This is a genomic window from Paraburkholderia sp. J7, from assembly GCF_905220155.1.
Taxonomy (GTDB): domain Bacteria; phylum Pseudomonadota; class Gammaproteobacteria; order Burkholderiales; family Burkholderiaceae; genus Paraburkholderia.
In genome coordinates this window covers 60,164-80,701 of sequence record NZ_CAJMYZ010000020.1, presented here as the reverse complement: position 1 = coordinate 80,701, position 20,538 = coordinate 60,164, and the positions used below count along the sequence as shown (strand labels likewise).

The following is a 20,538-nucleotide window of genomic DNA, read 5'->3' as shown; positions in this document are numbered from 1 at the left end:
CCACCTCTTGATCTACGAGGCATTCAGGCGGCGTTGCGTCCATGGAGGCGCACACAGCCGCACAAAAACAAAACGGGCGGGGCTGGCCAGCGCCTGCCCCGCCCGTTATCGGCAAAAACCCGCGGCAAGCGAGCCGCCCGAAGGCCGGCCCGCAGGCGCCGCTGTATTACAGCGTACGCGCGACTTCGGTGATCTCGAACACTTCGAACTGGTCGCCTTCGACGATGTCGTTGAAGTTCTTGATCGACATACCGCACTCGAAGCCTTGCTTGACTTCCTTGACGTCGTCCTTGAAGCGCTTGAGCGAGTCGAGTTCGCCGGTATGGATAACCACGTTGTTGCGAATCACGCGCACCGACGACGAACGCTTGACGAAACCGTCCGTGATCATACAACCCGCGATCAGGCCGACCTTCGGCACGCGGATCACCTGACGCACCTCGGCCATACCCGTCACCGTCTCGCGCTTCTCCGGCGCGAGCATGCCGGACATCGCCGCCTTCACCTCATCCACTGCGTCATAGATGATGTTGTAGTAGCGGATGTCGATGCCGTTCGCCTCGGCCACCTTACGCGCCTGCGCATCCGCACGCGTATTGAAGCCGATGATGACCGCCTTCGAAGCCGTTGCCAGGTTGACGTCCGACTCGCTGATCGCACCGACCGCGCTGTGCACGATCTGCACGCGCACTTCGCTGGTCGACAGTTTGAGCAGCGATTGCACCAGCGCTTCCTGCGAACCCTGCACGTCCGCCTTGACGATGAGCGGCAGGTTCTGCACTTCGCCCTCGCCCATCTGCTCGAGCATGTTTTCGAGCTTCGCGGCCTGCTGTTTCGCGAGCTTGACGTCGCGGAACTTGCCTTGACGGAACATGGCGATTTCACGCGCCTTGCGATCGTCCGGCAGCACGATGACTTCTTCGCCCGCGCCCGGCACTTCCGAGAGACCCTGGATTTCGACCGGGATCGACGGGCCAGCTTCCTTCGTGGGCTTGCCCGTTTCATCGAGCATGGCGCGCACGCGGCCGTAGGCGCTGCCTGCCAGTACGACGTCGCCGCGATTGAGCGTACCCGACTGGACGAGGATCGTTGCAACCGGACCCTTACCCTTGTCGAGCTTCGCTTCAATGACGATGCCCTTGGCCGGTGCTTCGACCGGTGCCTTCAGTTCCAGCACTTCGGCTTGCAGCAGCACGTTTTCGAGCAGGTCGTCGATGCCCGCGCCGGTCTTCGCCGACACCGGCACGAACGGCGAGTCGCCGCCGTACTCTTCCGGCACGACGCCTTCCGCCACGAGCTCCTGCTTCACGCGCTCGGGGTTCGCATCGGGCTTGTCGATCTTGTTGATCGCCACGACGAGCGGCACGCCCGCAGCCTTCGCGTGCGAGATCGCTTCCTTCGTCTGCGGCATCACGCCGTCGTCGGCCGCGACCACCAGAATGACGATGTCGGTTGCCTTCGCACCGCGAGCACGCATGGCCGTAAAGGCCTCGTGACCCGGCGTGTCGAGGAACGTGATAACGCCACGCGGCGTCTCGACGTGATAAGCGCCGATGTGCTGCGTAATGCCGCCCGCTTCGCCCGCTGCGACCTTGGCGCGGCGGATGTAGTCGAGCAGCGAGGTCTTGCCGTGGTCGACGTGACCCATGACGGTGACGACCGGCGGACGCGGCAGTTGCTCGGCATCCGTGCCCGTGGCCTGGCCTTCGACCAGCAGCGCTTCCGGATCGTCGAGCTTCGCGGCAACCGCACGGTGGCCGAGTTCCTCGACGATGATCATCGCCGTTTCCTGGTCGAGCATCTGGTTGATGGTGACCATCTGGCCCATCTTCATCATCGCCTTGATGACTTCCGATGCCTTCACGGACATCTTGTGCGCGAGGTCGGCCACCGTGATGGTTTCCGGCACGTGCACTTCACGCACGATCGGCTCGGTCGGCGCCTGGAACGTCGAAGCGTCCTGGTGACGGCCACGGCCCTTCGGGCCACCGCGCCAGCCGCGATCCACGCCGCCCGACGAGTCGCCGCGCGTCTTGATGCCACGGCGCTTGGCCGCGTCGTCCTGCCAGCCGCCCTTGCCTGCGCCCGGCTTCTTGTTGCGGTCGCCCGCGCCTGCACCCGGCGCGCTCGTCGAAGGCGCGGCCGTCGTGGCCGGCTTCTTCGCCGCGGCGGCTGCACCGCCGGCCGGACGCGCCGGCGCACCTTCCGGACGCGCCGGCTTGTGCAGCGTGCCCTTGGCCTCAGCGGGCTTGGGCGGCTCGACGGGCTTGGGCGGCTCGGGCGCCTTCACCTGCGCCTTGCGCGGCGTGTTCATCATTTCGCGGATCGCGCGCGCTTCGGCTTCGGCAGCCGCACGGCGGCGAGCGATCTCGTCCTGTTCCTTCTGCGCCTTTTCGGCGGCTTCGCGTGCAGCGACTTCGGCCTTCTGGGCCGCTTCGCGCTGCGCGGCGCGCTCGGCTGCGGCGCGCTGTTCTTCCTGCTGGTCCTGCTGTTGCTTCACTTCTTTGGCTTCCGCTTCGGCATTACGCTGCGCGGCCACGGCCTGAGCGGCCAGTTCGCGAGCGGCGGCGTCGGCCGTTGCCTTCTTCTTTGCTGCTTCTTCTTCAGCACGGCGGCGCTCGGCCTCAGCGGCCTCTTCGCGCGCGCGGCGCTCCGACTCTTCACGCGCGAGCAGTTCCTGGCGCTCCTTGAGCTCCTGGGCCTGACGCTCGAGCAGTTCTGCCTCGCGGCGTGCTTCTTCCTCGCGGCGCTGCAGCTCCGCCTCTTCGGCGGCAGCGGCTGCGTCGGCTGCATGATTCGATGCATCCGCCTCACCGGCGGACTCGTCGCGGCGGACGAACGTGCGCTTCTTGCGCACCTCGACCTGAATGGTGCGAGCCTTACCCGTCGAATCGGACTGCTTGATTTCCGACGTATGCCGTTTCGTCAGCGTAATCTTGCGCTTGTCTGCATCAGTCGAGCCGTGAGACTTGCGCAAGTGGTCGAGCAGACGCGCCTTGTCCGTTTCGGACAAGGAGTCAGCTTCGCTCGCTTTCGTGACGCCCGCCGCCTGCAGCTGCTCCAGCAGCACGCCGGCAGGCATCTTCAGTTCCGCGGCAAATTGGGCTACGTTGTTACTCGCCATTCATTCCTCTTAATGCAAGGACCGATTCCTTGCGGTTGACATCGGGTCATGCGGCCTTGGGTGCCTTGCTTCCTGCAAGGCTCCGCCGCGATCAGATCAGTGGGTCATGGTCGCTTCCTGCTCGTCGCGCCCTGGGGTCGTTTCCCGTTACCGGGTCACTGGAACCAGTGCTCGCGTGCCTTCATGATCAACGCCTTGGCGGCGTCCTCTTCCATTCCCGTCATTTCGACCAGCTCGTCCACGGCCAGCTCGGCGAGCTCGTCGCGGGTGTGAACTTCATGCTGCGCCAGTTTCGCGAGCAGGTCCGGGTCGATACCGTCCAGACTCTTCAGGTCCAGCGCGGCGCTTTCCACCTTCTCCTCGTTCGCGATCGCCTGCGTGAGCAGGGCGTCGCGAGCGCGGTTGCGCAGCTCGTGCACGGTGTCCTCGTCGAACGCCTCGATTTCCAGCATTTCGTTGAGCGGCACGTAGGCGATCTCTTCGAGGCTCGTGAAGCCTTCGTCGATCAGGATGTCGGCGACTTCTTCATCCACGTCGAGACGCGCCATGAACAGGTCGCGCAGCACCGTGCGCTCCTGATTCTGCTTTTGCGCGGATTCGTCCGGCGTCATGATATTGATTTGCCAGCCGGTCAGCTCGCTGGCGAGACGCACGTTCTGGCCACTACGGCCAATCGCGACCGCGAGTTCGCTCTCGTCGACCACGACGTCCATCGAGTGCTTTTCCTCGTCGACGACGATCGACTGCACGGCAGCCGGCGCGAGCGCGCCGATCACGAACTGGGCGGGATCTTCCGACCATAGCACGATGTCGACGTTTTCGCCACCGAGCTCGTTGCGCACGGCCTGCACACGCGAGCCGCGGATGCCGACGCAGGTGCCGATCGGGTCGATGCGCTTGTCATAGGCCACCACGCCGATCTTGGCGCGCACGCCCGGATCGCGCGCCGCCGCCTTGATCTCGAGGAGGCCCTGTTCGATTTCGGGCACTTCCATTTCGAACAGTTTCATCAGGAACTCGGGCGCCGTGCGCGAGAGTTCGATCTGCGGGCCGCGCGCGGTGCGGTCGACCTTGCCAATCCAGGCACGCACGCGGTCGCCCACGCGCAGGTTTTCCTTCGGAATCAGCTGATCGCGGCGCAGCAGCGCTTCCACACGGCCGGATTCGACGATGAAGTTGCCCTTGTCCATGCGCTTGACCGTGCCGGTCATGATGCTTTCGCCGCGCTCGAGGAAGTCGTTCAGGATCTGCTCGCGCTCCGCGTCGCGCACCTTCTGCAGGATGACCTGCTTGGCGGCCTGCGCGCCGATACGGCCGAACTCGACCGAAGGCACCGGCTGCTCGACGAAACCGTCGATCTGCGCTTCCGGATCCTGTTCGCGCGCTTCGAACAGCAGGATTTCCTGGTCCGGCTCCTGCAGGCCCGCCTCGTCCGGCACGACGCGCCAGCGACGGAAGGTTTCGTGTTCGCCGCTTTCGCGATCGATATGCACGCGGATATCCGCATCCTCGTCGAAGAGTTTCTTGGAGGCCGACGCAAGCGCCGCTTCAAGGGCGGCGAACACCACGTCCTTGTCGACATTCTTCTCGCGTGCCAGCGCATCCACCAGCATCAACACTTCGCGACTCATTGTTTGCGGCTCCTAAAGTCAACTTTGGGGACAAGGCGTGCTTTGTCGATATCTGCGAGCGTGAAATCAAGCATCGCAGGACCCGCCTTCCCTTCGAATTCCAGACCGATGGATTCGCCTTCGGGAGCATGCACGATGCCCCGGTACGATTTCCGTCCGTCCAATGGCTTTTTCAACGTGATTACCGCTTCGCAGCCTGCGAAGCGTTCGAAGTCCGCCAGTTTTTTCAGCGGACGGTCGAGACCGGGCGACGAAACCTCGAGCCGCTCGTAGTCGATGTTCTCGACCGTCAGAACGTGCTGCAGCTGACGCGTGACCTTCTCGCAGTCCTCGATCGCGATCCCCGCGGGCTGATCGATGAAGATAGTCAGCATGCCGCGCCCGGTGCGCTCGAGGTCGACCAGCTCGTAACCGAGCCCGGTGACCGTGGTTTCAATCAGTTCCGTCAGTTGCACAATGCCCACTCCAGATGTTCTGCGCAGCGGGCCAGCAACTTCCTTCGCTCTAATTCTTGCTTCGCTAGGGATTCGCGGGCCGCGCGCCAGGTGAGCGCGCGCGCTTCTCACCTACTTGCCCCACGATGACGAACGACCCGGTGCATGGTTCGGATAACCCCCAAATTGACAATGCCGAACGTGAAACGTCGGCATCTGTTGGTAACCAATTGGGGCGAACCAAAAAAAAATGGGCGAAACGCCCATCTTCTCACTTAGCCAGGTGGTCGCACCTGGGGCGCGAATTACAGCACGTAAAAGAGCCGCACGCCCAGCGACTTTGTGATTCTAGCCTTTTTTGCACATTAACGCAAACCCACGGTCAAGCCAGAGGCGCCTTTTGCCGTTATTTACGGGCTCGCAAGGGGGATTTGCCGGCGTTTTACGCATTAACCGCGCACAACTGAAACGGCAGCGACTGCACATACCGCACGCATCGCGGCCGTTGCATGGCCGCGACGCCCACCGCCTGGCGCGGCCGGGCGTCGCATGCCTCGCGGATCAATGGCCGCGCGTGCGGTTGCGCGGCGTGCCGCGCTGGCCGCCACGGTTGTTGCCGCCCGTGCGGTTGCCGTTGGGATTGGCATTGCCGCCGTTACCCGGGCCGCTGCGGCGATTGCCGTTGGCGTTGGCGTTGGCGTTGGCGTTGGCGTTGCCGCCCGCACGCTTGCCCGCCGCGCCCGGAGCACGGTTGCCGTCGACATCGCGGCCGCCCGCTCGGTTGCCGCCACGGCCGCCAAAACCGGAGCCCGCGCCGAAGTTGCCGTGACCGGCACCTGCGCCGCCGCCGAAGCCGCCCGCCGCACCGCGCCGTCCCTGGCCCTGGCGCGGCTGCCCCATTGCACCATGCGAGCTCAGCACCGGTTCGCGGTTGATGAAACCCATGGACGTCTGCATCGGATCGGGCTGGCGACGTTCCTGCTCCTTGCCGCCGCGACCGCCCTTCTCTTCGCTCGGCGCCTTCAGGCCGACCGCCGCCATCAGCGCACGCACCTGGTTGTCTTCGAGCTCTTCCCAGCGACCGCGCTTGAGGCCCTTGGGCAGCGCGATCGGGCCGTGACGCGTGCGGATCAGGCGGCTCACCATCAGGCCGGCCGCCTCGAACATACGCCGCACTTCGCGGTTACGGCCTTCGGCCAGCGCAACGTGGTACCAGTGATTCGTGCCTTCGCCGCCGCCATCGCGAATGCGCAGGAAGCTTGCCGGGCCGTCCTCGAGTTCGACGCCCTTGAGCAGTTTCTGGCGCATCCCCTCGCTCAGTTCGCCGACCACACGTACCGCGTACTCGCGCTCCACGCTGTAGCGCGGGTGCATGAAGCGGTTCGCCAGATCGCCCGAGGTCGTCAGCATCAGCAGACCTTCGGTGTTGAAGTCCAGACGGCCGACAGCAAGCCATTTCGCCGTCTTCATCGGCGGCAGGCGGTCGAACACCGACGGGCGGCCTTCCGGATCGGCGTGGCTCACGATTTCGCCTGTCGGCTTGTGATAGATCAGCACGCGCGGTGGCTTGTTCTGCAGCTTGCGCTTGATGGGCTTGCCGTTGATGCGGACCTGGTCGGTCGGCAGGATGCGCTGACCGATGTGCGCAGGCTCGCCGTTCACCGAGACGCGCCCGGCAATGATCAGCTCTTCCATGTCGCGGCGCGAGCCCATGCCCGCGTCCGCCAGCACCTTGTGCAGCTTCGGCGCGTCGTCGTCGGGGCTCAGCACGCGCTTGGGCTGCTGGGCGCGGCCGCGGCGCAGCATCGGCGCGTGCACGCCCGAACCGGCGCCGTTGTCGGCGTCGAACGCCGGCGAAGTCACATAGAGGAACAGATCGTCCGGTGTGGACTCGCCCGTGGCGGCAGCCGGCTGGCCTTCGGTGCGGCCCTGGCCCTTCTGGCGCTTGCCCGCGCCTTGTTGACGCTCAGCCTGGCGCTCGCCTTGACGCTCACCCCGGCCGGTGCCACCGGCGTTCTGGCCGCGGCCCGCCTTCTTCGCGCCGCCTTCCTTGCGCGGCGCGCGCCCGGCGGGAGCGCGCTCAGGCGTCGCTTGCGGCTCGGCGTCAGGCGCTGCGGACACGTCGGCGCCCTCCGCGCCTTCAGCGGCCTTCGCCTTCGCGCCCGCGCGGCGGCGCGCGATCAGGCTGCGCGGCCCGCGGCGCAGACCACGGCGCGGACGATCTTCGCCCTCGCCGCCCTGTGCTTCGCCTTCGACCTGCGAAGCGCGCGTGTCGTCGTCGCGCGCGGAGGACGCGCGGCGAGCGGATTCGGACGCGTCGGTCGAATCGGTGTCGTGGATATCAGTCAAAACAACCTCAAAATGTCAGGTTGCGCGCCCGCTTGCGGGGCGCGTCAAAAATGCTTGTTGCTTCAGATGCCGCGTCGTGCGGCTTCGTCGTCCGTCGTCGAGACGGGGTCGTCCTGCGCCGCGTCGCGGCGGTCTTCGTATTCTTCTTCGCCCGCCGCATCTGCTGCGTGCGCGGCATCCTGCGCGTGAGCATCCGGGATTGACCCGTGCTGCGCGAGGCTCGTTTCGTCATGTCCCGCGTCGCCCGAGGCGTCGGCTGCGTCCGCAACGTTTGCGCCTTCCACCTCGTACGCAGCTTCCGTTTCGTGGGCTGCTTGCGTTTCGTGCGTTTCGCCCCCGGCTACCGTCGTCGCACCCGCATCTTCCGCGCCTGCGGCGTCAGTGTCGGCAGCCTCGGGTTGACCTTCCGCGACGAACTGCGCCGCGGCGCTCTCGGGAAACTCGATCGCATGCTGGGCAAGCAGTTGCTCGCCGAACTGGCTCGACGGATCGTCGAGCGGCGGCAGCTCGTCGAGCGACTTCAGTCCGAGATCGTCGAGAAACTCCCGCGTCGTTGCATAGAGCGCCGGGCGTCCCGGCACGTCACGATGACCGATCACTTCGATCCAGTTACGGTCCTCGAGCTGTTTGACGACCTGCGTATTGACCGTGACGCCACGAATTTCCTCGATGTCGCCGCGCGTGACCGGCTGCCGGTACGCGATGATCGCGAGCGTTTCGAGGACCGCGCGCGAATAGCGCGGCGGCTTTTCGGGGTGCAACCGGTCAAGGTACGTCCGCATGGCCGGCTTGCTCTGAAAGCGCCAGCCCGACGCGAGCCCCACCAGCTCGACGCCGCGCCCGGACCATTCATGCCGCAGGTCTTCGAGCAGGTTGCGGACCGTGTCGGCCGAAATGTCGTCGGCAAACAGTTTGCGCAGTTCGCCGATCTTCAACGGCTCCTGCGTGCAGATCAATGCAGTCTCGAGGACGATTTTCGCCTCTTGGGTATTCATGCAGCCAGGTCAGACCCTAAGTAAGGTAAATCAGGTTCAAGGAACCGGATCAGACAGACGAAAGACGATATGGAACTGGAGACGCGCTCGCCCGATTCTGATCGGTCATATTGATGGGAGCACGCACCGGGGGGCCGAAATTCAGGCAAAGAGCCAGACCCAGCCGGAGGGAGCCGCGAATTTCCCGCAGGGAATCGCTTGACTGAGCGCCATATTACGCAAAAACGCTGGGTGCGTAAAGACGCCATTCCGCATGAGCGGCCTCATTTTAACCCGGGCCGGACCGCCGCCTTGCGCTCCCTCGCGCGACACCGGTCCGGCGCGCTCCCGGCTGCCGCTCAATGCGCGCCCACCGCCTCCAGGTAACGCGCGAGGCGCTCGACGCCCGCGTCGAGCCGCGCCGGATCGCACGCGTAGCACCAGCGCACGAAGCCTTCGCCTTGCGGGCCGAACGCGCTGCCCGGCGCGAGCCCGAGGCCCGCGTCGCGCACCAGCGCCTTGCACAGCTCGAGGCTGTTGCGCGCGCCAGCCAGCCGGAAAAACAGGTACATCGCGCCGTGCGGCACTTTCACATCGACGCCGGGCAGCTTGGCAAGCGCCGCGGCGAGGTGGTCGCGCGAAGCGCGCAGGTCGGCCACCAGCGCGCGCGTGAATGGCTCGCCGTGCTCGACCGCGGCAATGCCCGCCTGCTGCACGAACGAAGGTGCGCACGAGGTGTTGTACTCGACCAGCTTGCCCAGATCGTCAGTCAAGGTGCGCGGCACGACCATCCAGCCAAGCCGCCAGCCGGTCATGAGCCAGGCCTTCGAGAACGAATTCACGCAGATCAGCCGCTCTTCGCGCGACGCGATGTCGAGGAACGAGGGCGCGGTGCGCTCATTCGCGTCACCGTAGTAAAGGCGCTCGTAGACCTCGTCGGCGACGATCCAGATGCCAAGGCGCCGGCAATGCTCGAGCACCGCGCGCTGCTGTTCGAGCGTCATCACCCAGCCCGTCGGGTTGTTCGGCGAGTTGATCATGAGCATGCGCGTGTCGGGCGTGAGCGCCGCCAGCAGCCGGTCGAGATCGAGCGTCCAGCCGTGCTCGCCGTAGCTGAGCGAGACCGTCTCGACCGTGGCGCCAAGAATCTTCGGAATTTCGACGAGGTTCGGCCACAGCGGGGTCACCGCCACCACCCGATCGCCCGCGCCCACGACGAGTTGCGCCGCCAGCATCAGCGCATTGACGCCAGCGCTCGTCACCGCGAGGTTATCCACCGGCGTCGCGCCGTGCAGTTCGCTCACGTAGCGCGCGAGCGATTCGCGCAGCGGCGCGATACCGAGGTTGTGCGTGTAAAACGTGTCGCCGCGCCCGAGCGCCTCGGCAGCCGCCTCGCGGATGAACGGCGGCGTCACGCGGTCGGACTCGCCGAACCAGAACGGCAGCACGTCGGGAACGCCGAACCCGGCGTTCGCCACTTCCCGGATCTGCGACGAGCGCAACGCACGCACCGCTTCGCGCGGCAAGGAGACGGAGGACGACGGATCGAGATCGCTCATCGGAGGTTCGGGCTTACAGAATGTGGGAAAACGTGAAGTGTAGCGCGCGGCCGGGCGCTATGAGGTCCGCGCCCGCAAGCAATGGCGCGGCGGTTTCAGTGCTGCGCTTCGGGCTGTCCGGCCAGTTGACGGATCAGCGTCCAGACCGCCTCGGCGGCCGGCGAAAGCGAGCGGTCGCGCCGCCGTACCAGCTCGACGGTGCGCTCCGCGCGCGGCACGAGCGGGCGTGCGAGCAAGGGCGCGCCCGCGGGAACGGGCAACGCGAGCCAGGGCAGCACGCTGATGCCCACGCCCGCCTCGACGAGGCCGAATACCGTGGCGGGGTGGCCCAGCTCCTGCACCACCCGGGCGCGCACGCCCTGCTCGCTCATCACGGCGTCGATCAGCGGGCGGCTGCCCGAGGCGTAGTCGAGCATCACGAGGCGTTCGCCGTCCAGTTCCTTCCACGAGACTTCCTGGCTCAGCGCGAGCGCGTGATCGCCGCGCACGACCACACAGAACGAGTCCGTAGTCAGACACTCCGTTTCCAGATCTTCGGCGACAAAGGGCCCGATGATGACGCCGAAGTCCACCTCGCCCGAGCGGATTTTGCGGACGACGTCGCTCTGCACGTCGTCGCGCAATCCAAGCGTAATGTAAGGAAATTGCCGCCCGCACGCGGCCACAACCTGCGGCATCAAGCGGCACGCGACCGTCGGGCTCGCCGCCACGACGACGCGGCCGCGCCGCTGCTCGCCAATCTCGCGAATTTCGCGCAAGGCGTCGTCCAGATCGTTGAGCAACCGTGGAATGCTCGCGATCAGGTTCGCGCCCACATCCGTGAGCTGCACCTCGCGCGTGGTCCGATCGACGAGCTTCACGCCAATCTCGGCTTCGAGTTCGCGCACGCAACGGCTCACCGCCGACTGCGTGAGCCCGATTTCGTCCCCTGCCCGGCTAAAACTCTGCAGCCGGGCAACCTCGATGAACACCCGCAACTGCCGTAGCGTCACATTCATCCACTCGCCTCATGAATTGTTCGTTTTCATGCAATTTTATGTCGACTGCGCACTGTTACGGGTAACAGCATGACGCCCCCGACTATTCGCCGCAGTGCAGCAATACGGCGCAAACGCACGGTGGACGGGCCTGCTTGCACAAGATTGGTGATTCTCCCGATTTCTTCGATAAGTGTTTTCGAGTCTTATACGCCCCTGGCAATCTCCCGCGCGGGCTTGGCGCCACGCGGCTTCAAGACGAGAACGTACGTGCTGGCACGGTTTTCGCATTAAGGCACGCACAGGTTCGATGGATGTACCGGAAGCATGCAGTCCGGGACGATCCAGCCGGGCCCGCCTGGTACTCCGGCATCCGGCCGGGAGTACATGAAGAGTGCGCAGCGCGGGGCAGCGCACCGGAGATAGCTTCGCTGAGGTGAAACATGATGCTGTTCGACGATTTGAGAGACAACGAATGGGCGCTGGTCGAGGCGTTGTTCTGTGCTGAACCGGCACGGAGCGAACGGCGCGGACGGCCTCGCGTCGAAGCGCGTGCTGTGGTCAACGCGGTGCTCTGGGTGCTTTCGACGGGTGAAGGCTGGTCCAAGCTGCCGGGCCGCTACCCCTCGCCGCCGACTTGCCGCCGCCGTTTCGACGAGTGGCAGGCAGACGGCACGCTGGCGGAAATCGTCAAGCGACTGAGCACGAACGGCCGCGAAATTTCGCTGCGCGGCCGTATCGGCGCCACGGCGACCAAGCCGCCCGCACCGCCGAGCCGCGATCGCCTGCGCGGCGCATTCTGGACCAACCCGGAATCGTGGCGCGCACCGGTCAAGATGGCCTGAGCCACGCTTCACTTGCTTTCCCGCCGGGTGCCTCATGCACCCGGCGTGTTTTTCTCCCACCCCTGGCGCACGTCGTGGCCGCCGCAGACCGTTTTCCGGTCCTGGGCCAAAACCGCCGCGCCTGCACGGCTCAACCAGACTGCGTTGAGCATCGCTGCGTCCGCAACAAAGCGATAGGCACCGCGCGATACATCTCTTTACCAATATTTACAGCGTGCTTTCGCTTCCGACGTTAGCTTAGGACCATGTCCATTAACGTCAAGAAACCGGATTGACGGGGAACCACCATGAAATCCATGAACCTGCACATCCGGGGCATCATGGTTTCGCTGTCCGCGCTCGCCCCCCTCGCCCTCTTTGCCCTGTTCGCGCCAACGGCGTCGTTCGTGTCGTTCAGCGTCGCTGCCCAGCCGCCGCATGCGCCGGCACCGCCATGGCCGGTGTCGCGCACCGGCGCCCACGCCCAGCCGCCCGCAGCGCCTGGCCCGAACGCGGGCAAGCCGCCAGTGCCGCGTGGCGATTTACGCGGCGACATTGCGGACAATGCCCGCCGCAGCGCGCCACAGAGGCAGGAACCGACGCGGCGGCAGTGAGCCGGCCGGCGAAACACCATCGAGGGAACCGTAGGGACGACCGCCGGGACCGATGAAAGCGCATCGGCGATCACGGAAGGCGGCAAGACCGCCCTGGAACGCCGCGGCTCAGCATATACCCTGCCCCAGGGAACCACCGCGCCTGACCTGCGGTCTACCCTTATGCCATCAAGCACAGCGTGGCAGCAGTAATTCCGGTAAGCCCGTATCTTTCGATGCGGGCTTTTTTTTTGGCGGGACGAAGAAGGTAGAGTGCTTACTGGCTGGCTTCGAGGCCCGATTGGGGCACGCGCTGCGCGACGTAGTCGGCCACGCGATGCGCGCTCCACTGTAGCGTGCGCTCGTCGCGTGCGAGCCGGGCGAATTCGGCGCGGCCGCAATCGGTGAGCACCGCGATATCGACCGGCGCATGGAAGCCCGGCGCCGGCGCAACCGTGCGTTGCCGGACGATGTCCATCATGCCGAGATCGCGCAAATACTGGAACACTTCAGGACGACGCGCCCACGGAACCTGCCGATACTGCACCCGCCGTAGCGCTTCGAGTACTGCTTCGTTGGAATACGTGGTCATCTCACTTCTTTCTTAAAATGCAGTCCTGCGATCATTGAGCCTCGCGCGAACCGGCAGCGGCGCAATGCGGACCTGAGAACGGCGCAGTCTGTGCCCTGGCGGGCCCACGCGCCCATCCGCGCGCTGAGCAGCGGCAGGGACTGCAGGTTATCCGGGCCCCCGTGAAAGCGGCTTCACCGCTTCCCGCACGGCCAACGCCGCACCACGTTCGCGGCGCAAAGGTCGGTTGGACGCGCATTTTCCCGAAAACAATACGTTACCTCATCCAAATTGATTCTAATCGTTTTGTTTGCGCTATTTATTGCGCTCGGCCTGCTGTGGCGCAACGCGCGCTGGCGTGTCGCAGCCTGCGGGGCGCTGGTCTTCTGGTTGCTCGCCACCGGCTGGCTCACCGGGGTGCTGCTCGATGTTGCGCAGCCGGCGTTATATCGCACTCCCTACGATCAGGCGAAAATCGGCCCGGCGCGCTTCGGTGCGCGCACCGCCATCATCATGCTGGGCGGCGGCACCGAATCCCGCGATGGCCAACTGGTCCCCGCGCGCGACGTGTACGCACGCATTGCCCTTGCCGCCGAACTCCACGCGCTGTGTGCGCGCGCGGGCGGCACATGCCGCGTGATCGTGAGTGGCGGCAACCCGGAGCACCATGCGAGCGCCGAGGCCGACAACTATGCGCCCTATCTGCTGCGCGCCGGCGTGCCGAGCACCGATCTCGTGCTCGAAAACCAGAGCCTCACGACGTATCAGAACGCGCGCAACGTCGCGCCCATCGTCCGTGCCGGCAACGATGAAACGCTCCTGCTCGTGACGTCGTCGTACCAGATGCGCCGCGCGATGCTCGATTTCCAGCGTTTCGACATGAACCCGTTGCCCGCGGTATCCAACGTGCGCCGCGTCGAGCGCGGACTGCTTCCGCGCGTGGCCAATCTCAGGTCCGCCGAAACGGCGCTCCACGAATCGATTGGGGTTGTCCAGTTTTATGTGTATCGGATGATCGGCTGGTTCTAGTATGACCTTATCGCGGCGCCAGATGTAACGAGATGTAACTCCCGCGCGAACGGGTTACGCGATGTCATCTGGAGCGAGTATTTGATCGTTAGAATGGCATGTCCATCCTGCTTGGACAGGTACCGGCTGGGTCCATAAACCGCTCCTTCGGAGGTAGAGATGAAAAAAGTGTCCCTCGCAGTCCTGATTTCACTTTCCGCACTGGCGGGCGCTGCGCATGCGCAGTCGGATAACGGCATCACGATGAGCACCGATCCGGCCAGAGCCGACGACGTCCTGCAACGCGCCCAGGCCCTGCAGCAGCAGCAGGAAGCCGCGCCCGCGCCGGCACCCATGACGCACCACAAGCCGGGGCATCCGCATCACAAGAAGGCCCCCGCCCAGTAAGAACAGGGAAGGCCAGGCAGCGCGCAGCCCAGCGCAAGCGGGCAGCGCCTTCCCGGGAATGAAGCCGATGCCGGTCTTGCCGTCATCGGCTTTTTTATTCGCGGCGCCACCTGCCGCGTTTGCGGTGTCGTGCGCATCGCCGCCGCGACGGCGCGCGGGCGCGGTATGCTAAAGTCGCGCACCTCGAAAACGCCCCGGTCGGCGTAGACCCAACCTTTTGTGCGCGCCACGCGCGGAGAAACACAATGAGCAACATCCAGCTCGACATCGAATGGACCGAAGCGGCCTCACGCAAGATCGAAAAACTGATGCCGCGCGGCGGCAACCAGGACGCGTATCTCGCGCTGCCCCCCATCGAATGCCTGCCGATGGAAGGCGACGTGCTGTTCCTCGGGCCGGCCGGCAAGCAGCAGCCGTTCATCGTCGCCGAACGCCAATACCATCACGAAGGCGACGCGGACTGGACCATCATCCTGATTCTCGACGTGCCCGACACCGCGCACTGAGCGGCAAATCGGACCGCCGGCAGGCGGTACCCAAGGCGCTCGCACCCGAGGCGGGCGCCCTCTTTCGACTCTCCCCACGCTCCATCGGCACGCATCGCGTCGCCATCCCAGGCACGACTCGTGCGCGCAGTTTTTTCCGATAGTCCGTACACTTGACGACAGGCCCCGCCGGTTACCACCGTCGGACGCGCGCCTGCGATAAACGGCAATCGCGCGACCCACGAGCCTGCGGGTTCAAACGCTCACGAACCGCGCGCGTCGCCGCGCGTCCCGAGCCATGCCGAACGATCCGTCGAACGCAAAGGCGGCTGCCGCCGCCAGTCTGCTCGCCCAACTCCAGCCGCGCGCTGCCGGCTGGGGCGCGCAATGGCACGCGCAGCAGCATGGTTACGCGCTCGACAGCGCCTTCCAGCCCGTGCTCTCGATCACGCATCAACGCGTGGTCGGCTATGAGGCGTTGCTGCGCGTGACCGACGAATCGAGCCACCCCGTCGCCCCAGCGGATCTGTTCGCATCGGTGGAAGGCGCCGAAGCGCAGCAGCTCGACGAACTCGCCCGCTGCCTGCACCTCGCGAATTTCGTCGCGCAAGGCGTGGAGACCGGCTGGATCTTCCTGAACACGCTGCCGCGCAGCGCACGCGCCGCCGACCCCGCGCAAGCCGCAATCGACGGCTTGTGCCGGCACTTCGATTTCCCGCGCGAACGCGTGGTGATCGAGGTGCTCGAGCAGCGCGGCGGCGACGAGTACAGCTCCTTCGTCGACGAACGGCCGCCTGCCGGCCGACGCGATTTCCTCGTCGCGCTCGACGACTTCGGCGCGGGTTTCTCCAATTTCGATCGCGTCTGGCGCTATCGGCCCGACATCGTCAAGCTCGACCGCTCGCTCGTCACGCGCGCGACCCGCGGCGAGAGTCATGTGGCATTCATTTCGGAACTCGTCTCAATTCTTCATCACGCCGGCACGATGGTGCTTGCAGAAGGTGTCGAGACCGAGTCGCAGCTCATGGTATTGATGCAGGCCGATGTCGATCTCGTGCAGGGCTTCTGGTTCGGCGAGCCGCAAGCTTCGATTCCGGATGCCGGCGCCGCCGCGGCCGCGCTGGCGCAGTCGATGTGGCGGCGTTTCGCCGACTACCAGCGCAGCACAGAGATCATCGAGCAGGTCAATTTCGGCGCGCTCTCACGCACCATGCTGTGCGGCGCGCGCGTGCTCACGGGCGGCGGAACGCTCGAAGCGGCCGCCGAGGCCATTTTCGGCGACGGCGGCAGCCACGCGCAGCGCGTCTTCAGCGCAGACGAACATGGCGAGCAGCACGAGCCTTCGATTGCCATGCCCGGCGTCGGGCCGCCTGCGCGCCTCGCGCCTTTCTATCCCGACACCGACAGCAACTGGTCGCGCCGCGAGTACTTCCGGCGCGCGCTCGCCGCGCCCGGCCGGGTCGCGGTGATGGGTCCGCACTACTCGCTCAACGACGGTGAACTCTGCTACACAGCCGCCATCGCGCTCGACTATGGCGGCGCGACGCACGTGTTGTGCGCGGACTTTCCGCCCGAGCATGGGCCGCGCGAGCGGCCTTGGAGCGAGCGGGGTTAATGTGTGGCGAACCGGCAAAGCACCGCGTGGTCCTGGCAGCTATTCGGATACGCGCCGCCGCCCCGCCTTCAGCTCGCCGGTGCGCGCCTTGCTGTCGAGGCGGCGCAGCTTCGAGGCGCGCGTGGGGCGCGTCGCCACGCGTGCTTTGCGCGTCACGCTCACGCTGTCGACCAGCTCCTCGAGGCGCGCGAGCGCAGCCACCCGGTTCTGTTCCTGGGTGCGGTATTCCTGCGACTTGATCACCACGACGCCCTCAGTCGTGATCCGACGGTCGGCGAGCGCAAGCAGACGCATCTTGAGCACCTCGGGCAACGACGAGGCGCGGATGTCGAAACGCAGATGAATCGCACTCGACACCTTGTTCACGTTCTGGCCGCCCGCGCCCTGTGCGCGAACGGCGACGAGTTCGATTTCCTGCAACGGGATGGGCGCGCGTGCGGTCATGGGCGGAGAGAAGGAGAACACGCGGCAGTGTCGCACAGCGCGGCCAGGTTGACACAAGCGCACAACGTATGCGCCATGGACCCAGCGCAAGCGCCAGGCCTCTGCCACAGGCATGCGACATGCAACCACCCCGTCGGGCGCCTGAGCAGCCGGTTTGCTGCCGCGCGGCGCATGAACCATACTGGCGTCATTGCCTCCGCGGAACCTTCAGGAGCACGCAACCCATGAAGCTGCGTCCAGCATTCGTCGCCGAACTGGCGGTCAACCTGCTGCTTCCCTGGGTCGCCTATCGTCTCGCCGAGCCGCACTGGGGCGAAGTCGGCGGCCTCATTGCCTCGGCCGCGCCGCCACTTGCCTGGAGCATCGTCGAACTCGTGCGCTTTCGGCGCGTGGATGCGCTCTCGGCCGTCATACTGCTCGGCATCGTGCTCTCGCTCCTTGCCGTGGCGTTCGGCGGCAGTCCGCGTGTTCTGTTGATGCGCGAGTGCCTCGCCTCAGGCGCAATCGGCGCCGCGTTCCTGATCTCGCTACTGGCGAAGCGCCCGCTCGTGTTCTATCTCACGCGAGCGACGGTCGCGCGCGAGACTCGCGAGGGCGTCGCGCGGCTCGAACAGCTCTGGAACGAGAACGCAAGCTTCGTCGCTGCCATGCGCCTGCTTACGTTCATCTGGGGCTTCGGGCTGTGTCTCGACTCCGCGCTGCGCACTTATCTGGCCGCCACCTGGCCAATCGAGCGCTTTCTCGTCGTCTCGCCGATCATCGGCTATGGCGTGTTCGGCGGCCTGATGGCCTGGACCTTCTGGTATCGCACGCGCATGCGGCGCATTCACGGCACGCACGGCCTGCTTGGCGACGCCGCCGCGACCACGAACGCAACGTCGCTGAGCGTGGACTGAATGACACCCGGTCGGGCACGCATCGGCGGTCAGATCGTGCCCGAAATACGTTAGACTCAGCGCCACAGTCCGCGGCGTACCGTCCGCTCTCGAACTTCCCGGCAGTCGATGCGCTACTCCGTAGAAATCAGGAAATTCCTCTATAGCCAGTACTTTTACGGCGGCCTGCGCATCGCGATCGGCATCTCGCTTCCGGCCGTCCTGTGCCTGTTCGTCTTTCACAAGAGCGAGCTGGGCTTCACCATCTCGACCGGCGCGCTCGGCGCGTGCGTGGTCGACATGCCGGGGCCGCTGAAGTACAAGCGAAACGAAATGCTCGCGTGCAGCGTGATCGGGTTTCTCTCCGCTTACGCGACCGGCCTCGCCACCTTCAGTCCCATCGCGCTATGGGCCACGGTAGTCCCGCTCACCTTCGTGCTTTCGCTGATCGTGGTCTACGGCAACCGCTGGCCGCAGATCAGCTTCGCCACCCTCTTCATGATGGTGATGACGCTCGAAGAGCACTTCACGCCGCACCTCGCGCTCGTCAATGCGCTGTGGATCCTGCTAGGCGGCCTCTGGTACACGGCGTGGTCGACCTTGATCAGCCATCTGATGCTCGATCGCATCGAGCAGCAGGCGCTCGCCGAAAGCGTGTTCGCCTGCGCCGACTATCTGCTCGCGCGCGCCCAGTTCTTCGACCTCGACAACGATCTCGACGAGTGCTACCGCAACCTCGTCGCGAAGCAGATCGCCGCCGTCGAGCGCCAGGACGCGGCGCGCGACATCGTGCTGCGCAATCTGCCCAAACTCCGGGCCGGCAAGATCGATGCGCGGCGCGCCATGCACTTCAACCTGTTCATCAACACGGTCGATCTGCATGAGCTGTTCGTGGGCGCGCACACCGACTACCCGCTCGTGCGCAACACCTTCGGCGGCTCGGACCTGCTCGTGTTCTACCGCGACCTGATCCGCAAGGCCGCCGCCGATCTCGAAGACATCGGCCTCGCGGTGCTGCAAAACGAAGCGCCGCGCGCGAGCGTGAACGTGAAGGCCGAGCTGCGCGCCATCGAATACGAGCTCGAGCTGCTGAAAAAGCGCGACCTGGCCGCGACCGACCCGGAGGCCTACGCGGCGATTTCGGCTTCGTTCCGGCGTATCTGGAGCGCCACACGCCTGATCGACCGCATGCGCCGCAGCCTCGCGAGCGAAGTGCCGACGACCGAGACCGAGGTGCGCGTCGACGAGGCGCTCGCACGCTTCGTCACGAACCGTCGCGTGTCCTGGCTGCAGATTTTCTCGAATCTCACGATGGCCTCGCCGAGCTTTCGCCACGCGCTGCGCGTGACGATCGCCGTGGCGGTGGGGTTCTGGCTCGGGCGGCTATTGCCGCTCACCAACGCCTACTGGATCGTGATGACGAGCATCATCATTCTGAAGCCGGGTTATTCGCTCACGCGCCAGCGCAACGCGCAGCGTATCGTCGGCACGCTGATCGGCTGTATCGCGAGCATTGCGCTGATCCTGCTCGTGAAGCAGCCGCTCGTGCTGCTCGTCTCGATGTTCGCGGCGATGGTGATGAGCTACAGCCTCCTGCTCTTCAACTACACGGCGAGCGTCGTGTTCACGTCGGCCTATGTGCTGCTGATGTTCCACCTGCTCGCGCCGGGCAGCATGCGCATCATCGGCGAGCGCGCGATCGACACGGTGGTGGGCTGCATGATCGCCATTGCCGCGAGCCATCTGTTCCCGTACTGGGAATACCGCTTGATGGGCAAGCTCGTGCACGACATGATCGCGGCGACACGCAGCTATCTCGAGGCAAGCTGGTGGTGGAGCGGGCGCACCAGTGCGCCGCAGCCGGCGTTCGCGGGGGCCGCGGTGAGCGATACCGGCGCGCGCGTGTCGGCCCATAAGCCGGCCCAGAAGTCGGCCTATGACACGCCTGCGATGACGATTGCAGCGGACTCGGGCGGCGTGAGCGCCATGGCAAGCGCTTCTGCGAACGCAGCGAGTGTCGTTGACGAAGCGCTCGCCGCCGCGACCGTCGGCGATTCGCCTACCGCCGCTGCCGGCTCGCCGGTGTCGGCCGTGGGCGCGAAGGCCACTGCGCAGTCCGCACAAACCACTTCGAGCGCAGCCGCGGCAACCCCGTCGCTCGCACGCGACTTCCGCTACCGGCTCGCGCGCAAGAACGTGCATGTGGCGTTTGCGAATCTCGGCCAGGCGTTCCAGCGCATGATGCTCGAACCGAAGGCCGCGCAGAAGTTCGTGCCCGAGCTCAACGACCTGCTCGTGCGCAGCCACGTGCTCGCCTCGCAGATCACGGCCACCGCCCCGCTGCTGCGCAGCACGGCGCGCCCCGACCAGCCAGAGGTCAAACTCGATGCGCTCGAGCGCGCGCTTTCATGCGTGCGCGAAAACCTCGTCGCCGCCGAGGCGGGCACGCCCGCGCCCCTCGATCAAACCGACATCACGAAGCAGCTCACGCGCGAGCTCGACACGATGGTGGTGGAAGCCGAGCGCTCGCTTGGCGCCACGGCGGAACTCGCGCAGGAGCTCAAGCTACTCGCGCATCAATGCAAGCAGATGATCGCGGCGTCCTGGCTCATTCGCCGGGACGCGAGCATTATCCGGCTACCCGAGGAATAACAAGCGATCGGCCCG

The 20,538-nt window shown here is 65.7% G+C and carries 16 protein-coding genes and 1 pseudogene; 8 read left to right on the top strand and 9 right to left on the bottom strand.

Features of this window, described 5'->3' with window-relative positions; all coding sequences use genetic code 11:
* Window positions 1–166: 166 nt before the first annotated feature.
* The 7 genes from infB to U5A58_RS28695 all read right to left on the bottom strand — a co-directional run bounded on the left by infB (window position 167) and on the right by U5A58_RS28695 (window position 11,069).
* The gene (infB, locus tag U5A58_RS28725) at window positions 167–3,124 is read right to left on the bottom strand and encodes a translation initiation factor IF-2 (RefSeq protein WP_321963939.1); all 2,958 of its coding nucleotides are present in this window, start codon (window positions 3,122–3,124) and stop codon (window positions 167–169) included.
* 155 nt (window positions 3,125–3,279) lie between these two features.
* On the bottom strand, window positions 3,280–4,755 hold the full coding sequence (gene nusA / locus U5A58_RS28720) for a transcription termination factor NusA (RefSeq protein ID WP_069267875.1): 1,476 nt from the start codon (window positions 4,753–4,755) through the stop codon (window positions 3,280–3,282).
* Entirely contained in the window at window positions 4,752–5,210 is a 459-nt protein-coding gene (rimP, locus tag U5A58_RS28715; RefSeq protein WP_028204813.1) for a ribosome maturation factor RimP, read from the bottom strand. Before rimP ends, nusA begins: the two co-directional genes overlap by 4 nt.
* A gap of 540 nt (window positions 5,211–5,750) precedes the next feature.
* Entirely contained in the window at window positions 5,751–7,538 is a 1,788-nt protein-coding gene (rluB, locus tag U5A58_RS28710) for a 23S rRNA pseudouridine(2605) synthase RluB (protein ID WP_321963938.1), read from the bottom strand.
* Window positions 7,539–7,600: 62 nt separating this feature from the next.
* Window positions 7,601–8,533, bottom strand: a complete 933-nt coding sequence (gene scpB, locus U5A58_RS28705; protein WP_321963937.1) for an SMC-Scp complex subunit ScpB — start codon at window positions 8,531–8,533, stop codon at window positions 7,601–7,603.
* Window positions 8,534–8,871: 338 nt separating this feature from the next.
* Window positions 8,872–10,071: a pyridoxal phosphate-dependent aminotransferase gene (locus tag U5A58_RS28700; protein WP_321963936.1), complete on the bottom strand. Its 1,200-nt coding sequence runs from the start codon at window positions 10,069–10,071 to the stop codon at window positions 8,872–8,874.
* A gap of 95 nt (window positions 10,072–10,166) precedes the next feature.
* The gene (locus U5A58_RS28695; RefSeq protein WP_321914221.1) at window positions 10,167–11,069 is read right to left on the bottom strand and encodes a LysR family transcriptional regulator; all 903 of its coding nucleotides are present in this window, start codon (window positions 11,067–11,069) and stop codon (window positions 10,167–10,169) included.
* Window positions 11,070–11,494: 425 nt separating this feature from the next.
* On the opposite strand from U5A58_RS28695, the pseudogene U5A58_RS28690 reads away from it, so the two are divergent.
* Both U5A58_RS28690 and U5A58_RS28685 read left to right on the top strand, forming a co-directional pair.
* Window positions 11,495–11,890: pseudogene (locus U5A58_RS28690) on the top strand (transposase); the annotation flags it as partial.
* 290 nt (window positions 11,891–12,180) lie between these two features.
* Complete coding sequence (locus U5A58_RS28685; protein WP_321963935.1) at window positions 12,181–12,486, top strand: hypothetical protein; 306 nt, start codon at window positions 12,181–12,183, stop codon at window positions 12,484–12,486.
* Between the two features lie 256 nt (window positions 12,487–12,742).
* Here the strand turns inward: U5A58_RS28685 and U5A58_RS28680 are convergent, their stop codons facing one another.
* On the bottom strand, window positions 12,743–13,057 hold the full coding sequence (locus tag U5A58_RS28680) for a hypothetical protein (RefSeq protein WP_321963934.1): 315 nt from the start codon (window positions 13,055–13,057) through the stop codon (window positions 12,743–12,745).
* 270 nt (window positions 13,058–13,327) lie between these two features.
* Between U5A58_RS28680 and U5A58_RS28675 the strand changes: the two genes are divergently transcribed.
* The 4 genes from U5A58_RS28675 (at window position 13,328) to U5A58_RS28660 (ending at window position 16,552) form a co-directional block, all read left to right on the top strand.
* Window positions 13,328–14,065, top strand: a complete 738-nt coding sequence (locus tag U5A58_RS28675) for a YdcF family protein (RefSeq protein WP_415774307.1) — start codon at window positions 13,328–13,330, stop codon at window positions 14,063–14,065.
* Between the two features lie 159 nt (window positions 14,066–14,224).
* The gene (locus U5A58_RS28670; RefSeq protein ID WP_321914217.1) at window positions 14,225–14,452 is read left to right on the top strand and encodes a hypothetical protein; all 228 of its coding nucleotides are present in this window, start codon (window positions 14,225–14,227) and stop codon (window positions 14,450–14,452) included.
* Window positions 14,453–14,697: 245 nt separating this feature from the next.
* Entirely contained in the window at window positions 14,698–14,958 is a 261-nt protein-coding gene (locus U5A58_RS28665; protein WP_133184189.1) for a DNA-binding protein, read from the top strand.
* A gap of 277 nt (window positions 14,959–15,235) precedes the next feature.
* Complete coding sequence (locus tag U5A58_RS28660; protein ID WP_321963932.1) at window positions 15,236–16,552, top strand: EAL domain-containing protein; 1,317 nt, start codon at window positions 15,236–15,238, stop codon at window positions 16,550–16,552.
* Window positions 16,553–16,591: 39 nt separating this feature from the next.
* Here U5A58_RS28660 and arfB read toward each other — a convergent pair whose 3' ends face one another.
* Window positions 16,592–16,996, bottom strand: coding sequence for an alternative ribosome rescue aminoacyl-tRNA hydrolase ArfB (gene arfB, locus U5A58_RS28655; RefSeq protein WP_321914320.1), 405 nt, complete (start codon window positions 16,994–16,996; stop codon window positions 16,592–16,594).
* Window positions 16,997–17,220: 224 nt separating this feature from the next.
* On the opposite strand from arfB, the gene U5A58_RS28650 reads away from it, so the two are divergent.
* Window positions 17,221–17,892, top strand: coding sequence for a VC0807 family protein (locus U5A58_RS28650; RefSeq protein ID WP_321963931.1), 672 nt, complete (start codon window positions 17,221–17,223; stop codon window positions 17,890–17,892).
* Between the two features lie 108 nt (window positions 17,893–18,000).
* Entirely contained in the window at window positions 18,001–20,523 is a 2,523-nt protein-coding gene (locus U5A58_RS28645) for an FUSC family protein (RefSeq protein ID WP_321963930.1), read from the top strand.
* Window positions 20,524–20,538 lie beyond the last annotated feature (15 nt).